Source organism: Duganella paludis, from assembly GCF_054461335.1.
This window is the reverse complement of the sequence record NZ_CM136922.1, coordinates 5,784,955-5,799,781: the sequence shown is the minus strand read 5'-3', so window position 1 is coordinate 5,799,781 and position 14,827 is coordinate 5,784,955. Positions and strand designations below refer to the sequence as shown.

At 65.7% G+C, this 14,827-nt stretch carries 13 protein-coding genes; 6 read left to right on the top strand and 7 right to left on the bottom strand.

Annotation, left to right across the window (positions count from 1 at the left end):
• Positions 1–44: 44 nt before the first annotated feature.
• From ACXZ1M_RS25705 to ACXZ1M_RS25685, 5 genes are all read right to left on the bottom strand, one after another.
• The gene (locus ACXZ1M_RS25705; protein WP_459050431.1) at positions 45–1,091 is read right to left on the bottom strand and encodes a hypothetical protein; all 1,047 of its coding nucleotides are present in this window, start codon (positions 1,089–1,091) and stop codon (positions 45–47) included.
• Positions 1,088–2,239, bottom strand: a complete 1,152-nt coding sequence (locus tag ACXZ1M_RS25700; RefSeq protein ID WP_459050430.1) for a hypothetical protein — start codon at positions 2,237–2,239, stop codon at positions 1,088–1,090. Before ACXZ1M_RS25700 ends, ACXZ1M_RS25705 begins: the two co-directional genes overlap by 4 nt.
• Positions 2,240–2,824, bottom strand: a complete 585-nt coding sequence (locus tag ACXZ1M_RS25695) for a hypothetical protein (RefSeq protein WP_459050429.1) — start codon at positions 2,822–2,824, stop codon at positions 2,240–2,242.
• 11 nt (positions 2,825–2,835) lie between these two features.
• Positions 2,836–4,164 carry a hypothetical protein gene (locus ACXZ1M_RS25690; protein ID WP_459050428.1) on the bottom strand — a complete coding sequence of 443 codons (1,329 nt, stop codon included), beginning with the start codon at positions 4,162–4,164 and terminating at the stop codon, positions 2,836–2,838.
• A gap of 88 nt (positions 4,165–4,252) precedes the next feature.
• Positions 4,253–7,615 carry a penicillin-binding transpeptidase domain-containing protein gene (locus tag ACXZ1M_RS25685; RefSeq protein ID WP_459050427.1) on the bottom strand — a complete coding sequence of 1,121 codons (3,363 nt, stop codon included), beginning with the start codon at positions 7,613–7,615 and terminating at the stop codon, positions 4,253–4,255.
• 190 nt (positions 7,616–7,805) lie between these two features.
• On the opposite strand from ACXZ1M_RS25685, the gene ACXZ1M_RS25680 reads away from it, so the two are divergent.
• From ACXZ1M_RS25680 to ACXZ1M_RS25670, 3 genes are all read left to right on the top strand, one after another.
• Positions 7,806–8,030 carry a hypothetical protein gene (locus ACXZ1M_RS25680; RefSeq protein ID WP_459050426.1) on the top strand — a complete coding sequence of 75 codons (225 nt, stop codon included), beginning with the start codon at positions 7,806–7,808 and terminating at the stop codon, positions 8,028–8,030.
• 241 nt (positions 8,031–8,271) lie between these two features.
• On the top strand, positions 8,272–8,793 hold the full coding sequence (locus ACXZ1M_RS25675) for a YXWGXW repeat-containing protein (protein WP_459050425.1): 522 nt from the start codon (positions 8,272–8,274) through the stop codon (positions 8,791–8,793).
• Positions 8,794–8,813: 20 nt separating this feature from the next.
• Positions 8,814–9,536: a ribonuclease HI family protein gene (locus ACXZ1M_RS25670; protein WP_459050424.1), complete on the top strand. Its 723-nt coding sequence runs from the start codon at positions 8,814–8,816 to the stop codon at positions 9,534–9,536.
• On the opposite strand, the gene ACXZ1M_RS25665 is transcribed toward ACXZ1M_RS25670, so the two are convergent.
• Both ACXZ1M_RS25665 and ACXZ1M_RS25660 read right to left on the bottom strand, forming a co-directional pair.
• On the bottom strand, positions 9,507–11,165 hold the full coding sequence (locus ACXZ1M_RS25665; RefSeq protein WP_459050423.1) for a methyl-accepting chemotaxis protein: 1,659 nt from the start codon (positions 11,163–11,165) through the stop codon (positions 9,507–9,509). The two genes, ACXZ1M_RS25670 and ACXZ1M_RS25665, sit on opposite strands and share 30 nt — an antisense overlap.
• Before the next feature lie 91 nt (positions 11,166–11,256).
• Complete coding sequence (locus ACXZ1M_RS25660; RefSeq protein WP_459050422.1) at positions 11,257–11,751, bottom strand: chemotaxis protein CheW; 495 nt, start codon at positions 11,749–11,751, stop codon at positions 11,257–11,259.
• Positions 11,752–11,948: 197 nt separating this feature from the next.
• Between ACXZ1M_RS25660 and ACXZ1M_RS25655 the strand changes: the two genes are divergently transcribed.
• Genes ACXZ1M_RS25655 through ACXZ1M_RS25645 form a run of 3 tightly spaced genes read left to right on the top strand, consistent with a single transcriptional unit; the run spans position 11,949 to position 14,670 of the window.
• Positions 11,949–12,608 carry an HD domain-containing protein gene (locus ACXZ1M_RS25655; protein ID WP_459050421.1) on the top strand — a complete coding sequence of 220 codons (660 nt, stop codon included), beginning with the start codon at positions 11,949–11,951 and terminating at the stop codon, positions 12,606–12,608.
• Between the two features lie 17 nt (positions 12,609–12,625).
• On the top strand, positions 12,626–13,879 hold the full coding sequence (locus ACXZ1M_RS25650) for a TCR/Tet family MFS transporter (RefSeq protein WP_459050420.1): 1,254 nt from the start codon (positions 12,626–12,628) through the stop codon (positions 13,877–13,879).
• The gene (locus tag ACXZ1M_RS25645) at positions 13,876–14,670 is read left to right on the top strand and encodes a substrate-binding periplasmic protein (RefSeq protein ID WP_459050419.1); all 795 of its coding nucleotides are present in this window, start codon (positions 13,876–13,878) and stop codon (positions 14,668–14,670) included. Before ACXZ1M_RS25650 ends, ACXZ1M_RS25645 begins: the two co-directional genes overlap by 4 nt.
• The last annotated feature ends 157 nt before the right edge of the window (positions 14,671–14,827 follow it).

Genomic DNA, 14,827 nt, shown 5'->3' with positions numbered 1-14,827 from the left:
GCAGATTTTAGCAGGGCGTGCCAGATTTGTTTCCCGCGCACGGTTTAAATCATGCCTATCTTGTCGATGCAGGCCAGGCTCGCGCCTTTCTGGCGCAGTCCGGCCGCGTATCCGGGCGGTAGTTGCGCCTGCCAATCCTTGGGCAGGAGCACGCGGTCGCCGTTGTTTACTTGATTGAATATTAATTCCAGCTTGGCCTCGCGGCCGTCCACGGTGTCGACCCGGCCGGCGTGCCAGGCGCTGGAGCAGCCGCTGGCGATGAGGCGGCCGCGCGGGACGAACTCCCTGCCGCGCGCGAGGCGATCGGCCATCACCAGGGCCAGCTGGTAGGAGCCGCCCTGGAAGCGCGGCTGGCCGAAGCGAACCACGGTGCGCCAGCGGTGCAGGCCTTTGCCGTCGAAGTGGCGCGATGCGGCCAGCGTTTGGCGGACTTCCTGTTGGGCGGCCAGGTCGAGGCCGGGGGCGGCGATGCTGTCTTCTTCGCTGTCGGCGGGGGCGTCCAGCGGGAAGACGCTGACTTCGAGCCAGCTGAGGGCGTCGTTGATGCCGCCGCTGTGCAGCGGGAACCAGGTACGCACGGTGGAGACGGCGGCGGACAGGTCGGCGTGGCCGCTCAGCGCGCCCAGGTGGGTGATGTGGAGCGGCGCTGTTTCGGCGTCTTGCGCTTGGCCTTGCGCTTGGCCTTGCGCTTGACCTTGCATCTGGCCTTGCACTGAGCCTTGAACGCGGCCGAGGTGCCAGGCATCTGAGCTGCCTTGCGCCGTGACGGACGTTGTCGGGTACAGGCCGCGCACCATGCGGTCGGCCAGCACGGCGGCCAGTTCCCAGTCGCGCTCTGTGGTGCTTGGCGTGATGTCCATGCTGAGCACCACCTGGTCGCGGCTGTCGAGCCGTACTTCGGTGTGGCGGGCGAGGCGGACGACGTGCTGCATGCGCTCCGCTATCGCTGGCGCGTTGGGTACGCTGCATTTGACGTCGGCGCGGTTGGCGCGGGGACGGCGGCTGGCGGTGATGGTTACGGTGCGGCCGTCGGCCAGCACGCTGCGGCATTCGGCGTTGGTGGGGACGGTGCTGGTGGAGATGGCGGTCATAGCGATGGCTCCGTGCGCGGCGGTTGTGCGATGCGGCGCAGGGATAGGCCGGTTTCCAGGTTGGTGCAGATGCGGTCCGCTTCGTCCAGCAGCTGCGGCCATTGCGCTGGTGTCGCCAGTTGAAGGCGTGCCAGCAGGGACCAGGCTTCGTCCAGCGCGGATTGCGCGATCAGGGTTTGGGCGCAGCGGCGGGATTGGTCTTCGGCGGGCAGCGGGCGGTCGGGCGCGGACCAGGCCAGGGCCGGCATGGTGTTCACGTTGAGCGCAGCCATGCCGAGGCGGAGCAGCAAGGCTTGGTGCTGCTGGAATACGGGCAGCCCTTCGGGCAGCGCGAGCAAACGCAATTCGCCGCTCAGCGCGGGCAGCTCGATGAACAGGCGACGCAGCGCGCGCGCATCCTGCGCAGCACCCAGCGCCGGCTCTCCGGCCGCCCGCGTGGCAGAGGGAGCGGCCGGCGCGCTGTCTGGCGGCGCGGCGAAAAATTGCGGCGTGGCAGACGGGGGAACTGCGGCGGGCGGCAGCGCAGACGCTGGCTGCGGCGTGGCGGCGGGGGGCGATACCGTCGGTGCGGAGGCGGCGCGGGCTTGGAGTGTGGCGGCGTAGTCGGTCTGGTCGCCCAGATCGACCGGCACGCAGTCGTCCACCGTGACGCCGTAGCGCGTGTACATCAGCTGATTGAGGCCGGCGCGGAAGGCGTGCCACTCTTCCAGCGTGGTACACGGCGGGAGATCAAGCGCGCCCTGCACCAGTTCCGCCTGCAGCGCCAGCTGCACCGAGGCACCGAAATCCGACAACGCCATTCGCCCGGCCGTCTCGCTGTACAAATACAAATCGAAACGCTGCTGCGTCACGCGCGGATTGGCGGCATCCACCACGAACCGCAGCCGCAGGCCCCATTCCGGCGCGGCGGCAAACGGCATCAGATCCACCGTGTACGGCCCCGGATGAAAACAGAACGCCATCTCCCCCTGCTCGCAAGCCACCTTGCCGGCAGCCGCGCGGCGCGCATACCCAGCCGCATTGAAGACCACCACAATGCTATGCGCCGGCGCAACCTCCCCCGCCTCGATCCGCAAGGCGATCAAGGTGCTTCCCAGGCCGCCGACATCGGCGCCCTGCTTGCGGCGGCGGCTGAATAAACCCATCATTTACGGCGCTGCCGGTTCAACGGCAAAGCCGGCTCCATACAGTTGAAAATGCGATGCCGGCGCGGTGGCGAACGGCCACGCACGCTCGCACTCGCCGTCCGCGTCCAGACGTCCTTGCAACACAATCGCACCGCCACCGTCGATCACCCGCAATTGCGGCTGCTCGCGCAACAAACGCGCGGCAAACGGCGCCTGCGCCGACAAGCTCAGAATCACCTGCCAACCACCATCCTGCGGCAGGAAATGCAAAGTCCAGTGGCCGTCGTCGGTCACCAGGGATTCCAGCGCATCCGTCGCCGACGACGTGGAGGCCGCGCGCAGCATGCCGCTGCTGCCGGTCCATACCGGATCGTTGGCCGCCTCCGCCACCACCGCACGCCGCTCAAGCGACAAGTGCCGGAAGCGGCGCAAGGTCAACGGCGAAGCGGCCAGCGCCTGCCGCTCGTTGACCGTCAACGGACGCGTGCCGTCCAGCGCCGCTAGCAGCGTGGCGTCGGCCAGCATCAGGCGGTCGCCCGGCGTTGGCCGCGACAGCAACACGCTTTCACGCAGGCGCGCATCCAGATTATCTTTTGCTGAATTCAACTCATTCTCCTTCATCGCGCGCCGGCTGCCTGCAGCCTGGCGATTGCTTCATTACGGCGCTTGCGCAGCGTCGGCATCGAAATCTGATCCAGCGCCGCCAACTGCTGCAGCGTTGGCAGTTCGCCGGTGACCGGGTCCAGCCAGGCGTCGGGATAGGTATCGTCGGCGGCGCCCAGCAGCTTGTGGTACACGGCCAGCCGTATCGGCAGCGATTCGTCGCGCAGCATGCGCACGGTCCAGCTGCCGGCCTCTTGTGCTGCCCGCGCCAATTCAAGGTAGCGGAGGGGCAAGGAAAGCGCGCCGGCGCGGGACTGCTCGGCGGCCAATTCCGCAGCGCTGAACGCGGGCAGGCCGCTTCCGTCTGCCGGAGGGTCGTCCGCGTCCGCGTCAGCGTCAAGATCATCGTCCGCGTCCGGCTCCGGCGCCATCAGGATACGATCCTCCTGCGGCTCGCCGCTGGCCTCCGCCTGCTCGGACTCGCCGAACACGCGCCAGTAGTCTTCCAGCCAGGCCGCAGCCTCGCCGGCCTCGGCCCGACCATCCTCCACCCGGTCCATATTGGCGGACAATTCCTCATAATCGCCGATTTCCGCCAACAGCGCCGCAATCTTGTCCGGGCTGTTTTTCAGGCTGGCGAAACGCTTGGACCTGGTATGCAGCGGCCCCGGCGAACCGCCGAAGCGCTCCAACGTTTCGCTCCAGCGGATAATCCACTCGGCCTTGCAACCGGCGATGGATTTCATCTGCCGCACCTCGATCGGCGTGCCGGCCAGCGGACGGCCAAGTATCGCCCCGACCTGTTCCGCATGCTGCTCCCACGCCGCAAACAGGCCGGCGATCTCGCGATAGGCCGTATCGAGCATCCGATAGGTGTAGATTTTGTTGGGCGAGCAGTCGCGCACCGTGGCGACGATGTAGTTGTCAGCATCGACCTTGTCGCGCAAAGTGGCGTACATGTCGTTGACCTTCTTGCGCAGCACGCCCTCGGCCGCCGGGTCCAGCCAGAACGCGCCGCTGCGCGCATGTTCGCTGGCCATGGCGGCGGCGAACGCCGGCCAATACGCCGGCTGCGCCCGCAGTTCGTACAGCAAGCCGAGCGACAGCTCATGAACGCTCTCGCCGTAACTGTTCCCCTCCGCCTCGCTGCGCCCGCTGCGGGCGTTGGCGCGCAACGACGCCGCTACCGCATCGGTATAGGCGTCGAGCAGCACCGCGTGCTGCGCGGGATCGAGCATCTGGTGCATCTCAAGCTGCCGGAAAGCCTGCAACGAGCAAAGTCCCAGCAGTTTGCGCACTTGTTCCCAGCCGTGCTCCTGATACCGGGTTCCTGGCAAGCGCATAAAGTCCTGTATGTAGATGGTTTGATTAAATCAAAAGGCTTCCCAAGGATGCCATAAAACGCCGCTTTTCATTGTCCCGTTTACAAGGCTATTTCCCCTTCTGTTCGGCATTCTGCGCGGCCAGCGTGGACAGGATGGCGGCGACCACGGGCGCCGCGTGTTCGCCGCCAGTGACGTCCGAATGGCTGGCGAAGGCGGCCAACGCCAGCCGGTGCGTCTGCCCCGGCACGCTGCCCGCCTCCAGCCAGCCGGTGAACCAGACCGTGGCCGTATGCTCGCCGCTGGGCGCGGTGCCGGTTTTGCCGTACAGGCCGGGACGCACGCCGGCCAACGCCGCGCCACGGAAAGCGCCGGCGCCGGTGCCGACATCCACGACGCCCTTCATGCCGGCTTTGATGCGGTCCAGGCGGATGCCCAGCGGCGGCGCGGACGGTGTCACGCTGTCCTTGCCGTCCAGGGACAGCAACATGCGCGGCGCCACCACCCTGCCCTGCCCGACCGCCGCCGAGGCCAGTGCCATTTGCAGCGGCGTCACCTGCATGCGCAGGCCGATGGCCATCTGGCGCAGCTCATGGCGGGTGTGGATCGGGTCCATGCGGGCCGGCGTAGCCTGCAGCGCGTCCCAGGTGCGCCAGTTGAAGTCCGGCGCCAGCAGGCCGCCGTCCAGCCGCAGCGATTGTTCGAAGCCCAGCCGGTGTGCAGCGGCGACGATGGGACGGATGCCGTCCAGCGCATCGGCGTCCAGCGCTTGCAGGTCGGGGGCGCCGCCGTCCGGACGGCCGAACAGGCTGCGGTCACTCAGTTCGCTCGACCAGGCGAACCAGGTATTCAGGCTGTAGGTCAGTGCCTGCGCCAATCCGAGACGGCCCTCCTGCGCGCGGCGGTCCAGGCTTTGCTCGTGGTAGTTGGTGATGTGGGCGCGGCGCGGATTGAGCGGGTAGCTGGCGGCGTCGGTCTGGAAGCCCCAGCCGCGTTGCGCGGCCAGCTTGTTGATGGCGGGGAGCGGCATGCCGCCCAGCAGTGCGTCGATCTGCGGGTCGCTTTGCGCGGCGATTTCCAATCCGAGCGCGCTGACCACTTTGAAGGTGGAGCCGGGGCTTTGGTGGGCGCCGCCGTCGTGCTGAAGTGCAGGTAGCCGCAGTGGGCTGCGCGCGGGACTGGTGCGGTCAAAGTCGCGCACTTCGGCCCAGTTGGCGCTGGTGACGCTGCCCGCGCCGGCGCCCGCTGCGGCGAGAATGTCGCCGGTTTCGGTGTCCACGATGACGATGCCGGCGTGGCGGCCTTCCGGTGCGGGTTGGCCGCCGGCGCAACGGCCGGATTCCCAGCGGCCGCGCCGCATGGCCACGCAATCGACGATGCGCTGGCTGAGCGCTTGCAGCGGCAGGTCGAGGGTCAGCCTGGCGTTGACGGCGCCGTCCGCGCGCACGCGGCCCAACATGCCGGCGATGCTGCTGGTGTGTTCGGCGTTCACGCCCAGCAGCGGGGCCAGGCCGGCTTCGATCGCTGATTCGGTGGGTGCGCCGTCGGTCCACAAGGTGGTGCCGTTGCGGTCTTGCAGTTGCACCGCTGATGGCGAGGCGGCGCGCGATAGGCCGTTGTCGGCGATGGCGAGGGCTTGCCACGTCAGGCTTCCGCCAGTGACGCGCAGGTGGCGGTACTTCTGGTCTTCGGGCGCGTTGAAGTCCAGCGCTTGCACGTTGAGCTGGATATTGCGGGCACCGGCTTGCAGCGTGAGCGTGATTTGCTGTGCATCGCTGGCGGTGGCGCACGCGCGGCCGGTGCAGGCGGGGGCGAATTGCGGGCTGGCGCCGGTGATGCCGCTTACGCGGCCGGCCACCAGCAGCTGTACTATTTCACCGCCGTAGGCCGGGCGTGGCAAGGACAGGGTCAGTTGCACGCCCCGCTCACCGGACTGCGGCCAGCGGGCGACTCGGTTCCAGGGTTGCCAGTTTTGCGGCAGGGAGTCGAATAGTCTCGATGCGGAGACTGGCATCTTGCTGGTGGTGGCAATCGGCACCGGCGTGTCTCCACCGGCTGCAGTGACGGCGCTGTCGAGCATGAGGCCTTCAGGGGCCTTGACGCGCCAGGCCAGCAGGCGGCGTTCGCTGTTGTAGATGTCGATCTGCTGGCGGACGTAGACGCCATCGGCTTGCTGGTAGAGGCGTTTGAACAGTTTTTGCGTCGCCGAGCCGGTTGTGACTTGCTTCCAGTTGCGCAGTTCCGCTGCGCGCTCGGTGATGGCGGCGGCTTGCCATTGCGGCAGGTCGCGCGGGGCGAGTTCGATGGCGCCATCGGCGTTCAGGCGGATCAGGCCATGCGCTTGCAGTTGTTCGAACAGGGATTGGTCTTCCAGTGCGGCGGGGGCGGCGCTTGGGACTTGGTATGGGCCGGGCGTGAGGTAGGCGTTGACGGCGTGGCCGCGCGCGGGGAAGACGGTCACCAGCGCGGGGGCCGACGATGCGACGGTGGCGGATACGAGCGACGAGGCGGGTGCGAGCCATGCGGCGGCGGCAGCGGCGGTGGCCGTGGCGGCGGTGACGGCTGTGGCGGCGGCTGGGCGATACATTTGCACCAGCAGCTCGCCCGCCTGCGGGCACATGGCGTTGGCGCGACGCTCGATGCGCAGCGCCGATGAGGCGCCCCATAGTAGCCAGCCTTGCCGGCGCAGCGCGACCTGGCCGCTGGCGCCCTGCTCGATCTGGCCAAGACTGGCGTCGCTCAGCCAGCGTGTGTCGGATTGCTTGCTGTGCCAGCGTAGTTGCAACGGCTCGCTCAGTGGGTCGTTGAAGTCGGCGCGGGCCGTGCCTTCGATCTGGATTTCGGGCATGGCGTCGGCACCGCCGCTGCGGTCGGCCACCAGCAGGACGTTGCGCAGGGCGACCTGGGAGTCGGCGCTCTCGTTGCCGGCTACCCAGCGCTTGACGTCATCAAAGCGGTAGCCAAGGCGCAGTGGGAGCAGGCGCGGATCTGTTGGGCTGCGCATCTGGCTGCACAAGTCCACGCGCACCGGCGGCGCGGGCTGCATGCCGGCGATGATCAGCATCGCGCCACCGGGTTGTAAGGCCGTGCTGATGCCAGCCAGCGCCGGCACGGTGAAGGAGACGCCAGGCAGAACGGCCTGGTAGGCATCGGCAGCGCGGGCGTTGGCGGCCGATTGCGGCGTGCTGGCGGTGGACGCGGCCAGATGACGCGCATGGCCGGCGATCAGCGCACCGCCGCCGAGCACCACGCACAGTCCAGCCGCCGCCAGCCACACCGCGCGCGCGGGAATGGTGCGGCGACCGGTGGCGTTGCGGTCGGCAGCAGGCGGCGGGACTAGCGCCATCGCTGGGCCGCTGGCGCGGCCATCCAGGCGGCCTTTCGCGCGGCCGGCGCGCAGGTTGGCGCTGCGGCGGCGGGCGCGGCGGCGCTCGGCCCAGGCTTGCAAGATCGTATGGATGAATCGCGGCATTTGCCCCTCGCGCAGATAGTGGGAATTCGCCTTCACTTAGCAGAGGGGCAAGGAAAAACGCCCCTTCCATCGCGCCAAAACGCATTTCGGCCCGCAGAAAATGCGGCTCGTCGCAATCCCGTCGCAGCTTGCCTAGGCTTTGGATAAAGTGAGCACATCGAAACTCACTTAACCACCGAAAGGAAGCAAAATGAACACCCTGAAAAACTTCGAAGCCCTGTTCGTCGTCACCGTCGCCCTGGCTTGCGGCGCCACCTACGCGCTGGACAAATCCAGCGTCGAAGCGCAAGACCCGAACATGCAGGTTGTCGTCGTCAGCGCCAAGCGCATGACCGCCGAACAAAAGCTGCACTCCGCGATGGAAGAACGCGCCCTGACGCTGGCCGCTGAAAGCAAAAAAGCGAGCGCCATTTGAACGCCCGCAACACCTTCGCCTGTACGCGTACCGCGTAACAGGCGAAGCGCTTATCGTCCGCAATCACCTCCTGCCTAGCGCCACTCCCGCCCAACAATCTGTTCGCGACCGCACATAGCGGAGCACAGCTTTGTGTCATATGTAAAAAACTGCATCAGTCAAGGCAATCCCTTGTACTGCTTGATATAGTTCATTCCAAGCGCGAAACCCAGCGCAGTCAAAAGAAGACGGAGGACTTATCATGATCAAGCCAATTTTAGCTACCGCCATGCTGGCGCTGAGCGCAGCAGCTTTCGTACCATCCATCGCATCCGCCCAAGTCGGCGTGAGCGTCGTGATCGGTAACCCGCCGCCACCGCCTCGCTATGAGCGCATGCCTGCACCACGCGTTGGTTATGTCTGGGCTCCCGGCTATTGGGACTGGAACGGCCATCGCCACGTATGGGCTGGCGGCCACTGGGAACGTGACCGTCCTGGCTATGTCTATGCGCAGCCGTACTGGGTAGAACGCGGCGGCCGTTGGTATCGCGAGGAAGCCCGCTGGAATCGCGGCCCGTACGGCGACCGCGATCATGACGGCGTCCCGAATCGCTACGACCGCCACGACAACCGTGTCGACTATCGTAACGACCACCGCGGCGACCATCGTGGACGCGGCGACCGTGATCATGACGGCGTTCCAAACCGCTACGACCGCGATCGTGATGGCGACGGCGTGCCAAACCGGTATGATCAACATCCGGACAACCGCCGCCGCGACTAATATGCGCGGCTAAATGATTAATGCATAAGTTTGAATTCGAGACTCTGGCCACGGCCGCCTTCAAAGGCGAGCGCGTGGCCGCTCGTCGTTTGGCGGCGCGCATGGAGCTCACCGAGCTGCAAGCCCTGCTTCAAGTATTGACCATTGCCGCCGGCGTGGCCGGACTGGCGCAATTACTGGCCGAGCGCGAACAACTGCGCCTGCGAGACGAACAACGGCGTGCAGCACGGCAGGCCGACACCGCCCGCAAGCTGGCGCTGCGCCAGGCCGCGATCCGACCAACACTCACCGGATGGCGTGGATGGTTCGATGGCTCGGCCCATCCGAATCCGGGCCGGATCGGCATCGGTGCGCTGCTCTGCGGGCCGGACGGCCAGCGCGTGGAAGTGAGCCGCCGCGCCGGCCATGGCAACAGCAGCGAGGCCGAATACCTGGCCTTGACGACGCTGCTGGAGGAAGCCGTAAAAGCCGGCGCGACGGAGTTGTCGGTGTGCGGCGATAGCCAGGTGGTGGTCAACGACGTCAACCAGGGTGCGGCGCGCGGAGCAAAGGGACTGGAGGAATACCGCTCGCGCGTAGTCGACTTGATGTCGGCGCTGGGTGAGGTGCAATTACGCTGGGTGCCGCGTCACCGCAATGGCGACGCGGACCGCCTGTCGCAACAGGCCATCGCCAACTGCCGCGAAGGCAGCGTCGGCGACGGGCCGGCCGAATCAGGCGCGGCGGGACATCTGGATAGCTAAACGGCTCGAAGCCGGCGCTTGCGGCGCAGTGCCGGCGCCGCTGCGGCTACCACCACTGCGTGGCGCGAACGCCGCCACATTGTCGGTCACCTTGAACACGCTCACCGCTTTCGCCAGCGCGGCCGCCTGCTGCTGCATGGATTCCGCCGCCGCTGCGGCCTGCTCCACCAGCGCCGCATTCTGCTGCGTCACCGCATCCATCGAACCGATGGCGTGATTCACTTCGTTGATGCCGGCGCTTTGCTCGGTGCTGGCGGCGGTGATTTCCGAAATCATGTCGCTGACCTTGTGCACGCTGGCGACAATTTCGTCCATCGTGCTGCCGGCATCGGCCACCAGCTTGCTGCCCAGGTTGACCTTTTCCACCGAATCGCCGATCAGCGCCTTGATCTCCTTGGCGGCGGAGGCGGAACGCTGCGCCAGGTTGCGCACTTCCGACGCCACCACCGCGAAACCGCGTCCCTGCTCGCCGGCGCGCGCCGCTTCAACGGCCGCGTTCAAGGCCAGGATATTGGTCTGGAACGCGATGCCATCGATCACGGCGATGATGTCCACGATCTTGCTGGACGATTGATTGATCGAATCCATGGTGCCGACCACCTGCGCTACCACCGCGCCGCCCTTCACCGCCACCTGCGCGGCCGATGCCGCCAACTGATTGGCCTGGCGTGCATTGTCGGCGTTGTGCTTGACGGTGGAGGTCAATTCCTCCATCGACGACGCGGTTTCCTCCAGCGCACCGGCCTGTTGCTCGGTGCGGCGCGACAGATCCTGGTTGCCCTGCGCGATTTCGGACGACGACGTGGTGATGTGATCCGTACCGCTGCGCACCTCGGTCACGATGCCGAGCAGCGACGCATTCATGTCCTTCAAGGCCGACAGCAGCTGGCCCGTTTCATCCTTGGCGCTATCGTCGATATGGCCGGTCAGGTCGCCGCTGGCGACGCGGCGCGCCGCCGTCACGGCCACGCGCAGCGGACCGGTGATGCCACTGGTCAGCAGCCATGCGCAGGTCATGCCAAAGGCCAGCACCAACACGGCCAGCGCGAGCAGCAGCTTGCGGCTGCTGGAAGCGATGTCGTCGATATGCTGGGCCGCCGCGTCGATCTTCGCGCGCTGCATTTTCAGCAACTCGACGATCAGCGCCTGATAGCTGGCGGTGCCGGGACGGAAGACGGTGTCGAAAATCTTGCTGGCTTCTTCCAGCTCGCCGGCGGTCTTCAGCTTGGCGATCTGGTCGCGCGAGGACAGGTAGACCTTGCGCTGCTCGCCGATGCGGGCGAACAATTCCTTCTCGTCGGCGTCGGAAATCAGCGTCTCGATTTTCTTTTGCAGTTCGGAGGAAGCGGCCGAAGAGGCCTTGGATTCGTCGGCGAAGTAGGCGCCGAGGGACGCATCGCTGCTGCGCGCGATGGCCGTGGTGCGGCGAATGCCGCTGTCGATCTTGCCCGACCAGTCGGAGATCATGCGCTCCTTGGCCAGCGGCACCTGCATCATTTCGCTGGTGGCCGAGGCCACGTCCTGCAGGCGCCACACGCTGATGCCGGTAATAAGCATCGCAAACGCCAGGATGACGGTGAAGCCCAGGGCCAGGCGTTTTCCGATACTGATATTCGCCAACATATTCATTCTTTACCTTACCTCTCAGAGTAACTTCGAGTAAATCAAAAACAAAACTACGGGATCAGCATCGGGCATGCCCGGCCAAGTTGGTGCGTGCTTACGCCGCCATGGCGGTGTTTTCGATCAGGCCCATGTCCGCACTGGACATCAGCTTGTCGATGTCGACCAGGATCAGCATGCGGTCGTCGATGGTGCCCAGGCCGACGATATGGTCGGTGTTCAGGGCCGAGCCGATTTCCGGTGCCGGCTTGATCTGGTCCGGCAGCAAGGTGGTCACGTCCGAGACGCGGTCCACCACCATGCCCACCACGCGGTGGCCGATGTTCAGGATGATGACGACGGTGAACTGGTCATAGGTCGGCTTGCCCAGGTTGAACTTGATGCGCATGTCCACGATCGGCACGATGATGCCGCGCAGGTTGACCACGCCCTTGACGAACTCAGGAGCGTTGGCGATGCGGGTTGGGGTTTCGTAGCTGCGGATCTCGCTGACTTTTTGAATATCGATACCGTATTCTTCCTGGCCCAGGGTGAAAGCCAGGTATTCGCCCGCGTTCGACGCGGTGGCATGCAATTCGCTTACGTTAGACATGGGGTTTTCCTTCATTGCTAAAGTTATTGCCCGCAATGTTACCTCAAGTCAAGTTACCGTGCAGCAAATAAATGCGATACAGAAACAAATAAACTTATAGCAAGTTACAGATTATTATTTCAACCACAGGTTAGACTGCACAATTCCGGCCTCAGGCTGTATGATTTGTGCAAAATCGTCGACACTCAGGGAGACCGATGAATAGCTTGCTCAACAGCTGGCACCCACGCCTTGTCGCTTTGGCCAACGCAGCCCAAGGGATCGATGGCGCCCACGACACCAATCACCTGCACCGCGTATGGCGCAACGCCAGCCTGTTGCTGGATGATTATCCCGATGCCGATCCGCTGGTGGTGCTGGCCGGCTGCTACCTGCACGACCTGGTCAACTTGCCCAAGAACGATCCCGAACGCCATCTCGCTTCGCGCAAGGCGGCGCGGCTGGCCAGCCGCCAGCTGGCCGAGCTGGACTTCCCGCCCAACAAGCTGGCCGCCGTGGCGCATGCCATCGAGAGCCACAGCTTCTCGGCTGGCATCCGCGCCGAGACCATCGAAGCCAAGATCGTGCAGGACGCCGACCGCCTCGACGCGCTGGGCGCGGTCGGCCTGGCGCGGCTGTTCTACACCGCCGGCCGCATGGGCACGGCGCTGGCGCATGCCGACGATCCGATGGCGCTGCACCGCGAGCTGGACGAGAAAGCCTACGCGCTGGACCACATCGACACCAAGCTGGCCACCCTGCCCGGCAAGATGCAGACCGCCGCCGGCCGCCGCCTGGCCGAAAACCGTCTCAAGGAATTGATCGCCTTCCGCGACACCTTCATCGCGGAATGGGCAGCCAGCCCTGCCGCGCCGTAACCGCCTATCGAGCACTCATGAGCACACCTGATTCTGCCGCACCCGCTGCATCTTCTGCACCCGCCGCACCCGGAAATCTGAATTTTGTACTGATCTGCGTTTTCATCGACATGCTCGGCATCGGCCTGATCGTGCCGGTGCTGCCGGTGCTGGTGGGCGAATTCACCGGCTCGCGCGACAACCAGGCCTATTGGTATGGCGTGATGAGCGCCGTCTTCGGCCTGATGCAGTTCATCTTCATGCCCATGCTGGGCGCCATCAGCGACCGCGTCGGCCGCCGTCCGGTGCTGCTGTACTCGATGGCCGGCATGGCCATCAACTTCTTCACCACCGCCTGGGCCCCCAACCTGGCGTGCCTGTTCATCGGCCGCGTGATCGGCGGCATGTCGTCGGCCAGCATGTCGGTGGCGTCGGCGTACGCGTCGGACATCTCGACGCCGGAAAACCGCGCCAAGAGCTTCGGCAAGGTCGGCGCCGCGTTCGGCCTGGGCTTCATCTGCGGCCCGATGCTGGGCGGCCTGCTGGGCACGGTCGACCTGCACCTGCCGTTCTACGTGGCCGGCGGCCTGTCGCTGGCGAACTTCGCCTATGGCTACTTCGTGGTGCCGGAATCGCTGCCGCTGTCGCGCCGCTCGCCGTTCACGCTGTCTAAGATCAATCCGTTCGCGGCGCTGGCCAAGCTGGGGCGCCGCACCGACATCCGTGGTCTGGTCGTCACCTACGCTCTGGTGACCCTGGCCGCCATGATGCTGCAAACCACCTGGGTGCTGTACACCACCTTCCGCTTCAACTGGACGCCGGGCCAGAACGGCGCCGCACTGTTTTGTGTCGGCCTGACGGCGGCCGTGGTGCAGGCCGGCCTGCTGGGCGTGCTGATCAAGCGCTTCGGCGAGGTGCGCCTGTCGGTGCTGGGCATGGCCTCGGGTGCCGTCACCTATCTGTTATATGGCCTGGCGACGCAGGGCTGGATGATGTATGTGCTCATCCTGTGCAATGTGCTGTCGTTCGCCATCGGCCCGGCGCTGCAAGCCATCATCTCCAAGAGCACGGCGCCGAACGAACAGGGCGAGTTGATGGGATCGCTGCAGTCGATCAGCAGCGTCGGCGTAATCTTCATGCCGCTGCTGGGCTCGGCCATCCTGGCCGAAGTCAGCCATCTGAGCGCCAGCGACTGGCGCGTGGGCAGCACCTTCTTTTTGTGCGCCGCGATGCAGACGGTGGCGATTTTCGTGGCGCGGCGCTACTTCGGCAAGCACGCGGTACAAGCATGAAGCTGCCGGTTCTGATCGCCACCCTGCTGCTGGCGCACAATGCCGCCGCTACTTGCTCGCGCGATATCGCCGCGCCGGTGTCGGCCAATGGCGCCAGCGTGATCGTCGACGGCGCCAACGTCAAAGGTATTTATCCCGACCTGCTGCGGCAGATCGGCCCCACGGCCGGCTGCCACTTCGTCTTCACGGTGGTGCCGCGCGCGCGCCAGGTGGCGCTGTTCAAGGCCGGCGCGGCGGACCTGCTGGTACCCGCCTCGCGCACACCGGCGCGCGACCAGCTGGGCACCTTCATCCCGATGATCAACCACCGCGCCATGCTGATCTCCTTGAACAACGGCCGCGCGCCCATCACCAGCGCCCAGGATCTGCTGGCGCGCAAGGAGTTGCGGGTGGCCGTGGTGCGCGGCTTCGACTACGGCGAGCCATACACGGCCTTGATCGATGAGCTGAACAAGCAAGGCCGCCTGTTCGTGGAAGTGGACGTGATCGCCATTGCGCGGCTGCTGCACGCCGGATCGGCCGACGTCACCATCATGGGGCCGACGCTGATGGCCGGCGCCATCCGCCGCGACCAGCGCGTGCACAACTTGCAGGAAAAGCTGAAGTTCGAGGCCATACCGGAACTGCCGTGGCACCAAAGCGGCGCCTATATCTCGAACGCGCTCAAGCCGGAAGACCAGGCGGTGATCCGCGAGGCGTTGGAAAAAGCCGGCAAATCGAATCAGATCATGGACGGCTACCTGCACTACTTCCGCCCCGAGATCCTGAACGACAGCGTACGGCCGCGCTAGGCGCATGGTTCCGGCCTTGACAGACCGCCACCAAACTGCAACCATACGGCCATGATTTTTTATGCCCCACTTCACGCTTGCACGTATTGGCGCCGCTCCTAGCGCGAGCGGCCACTGTTTATTCATAGTGATGTGATATTTTTATCAACGCCGCCCT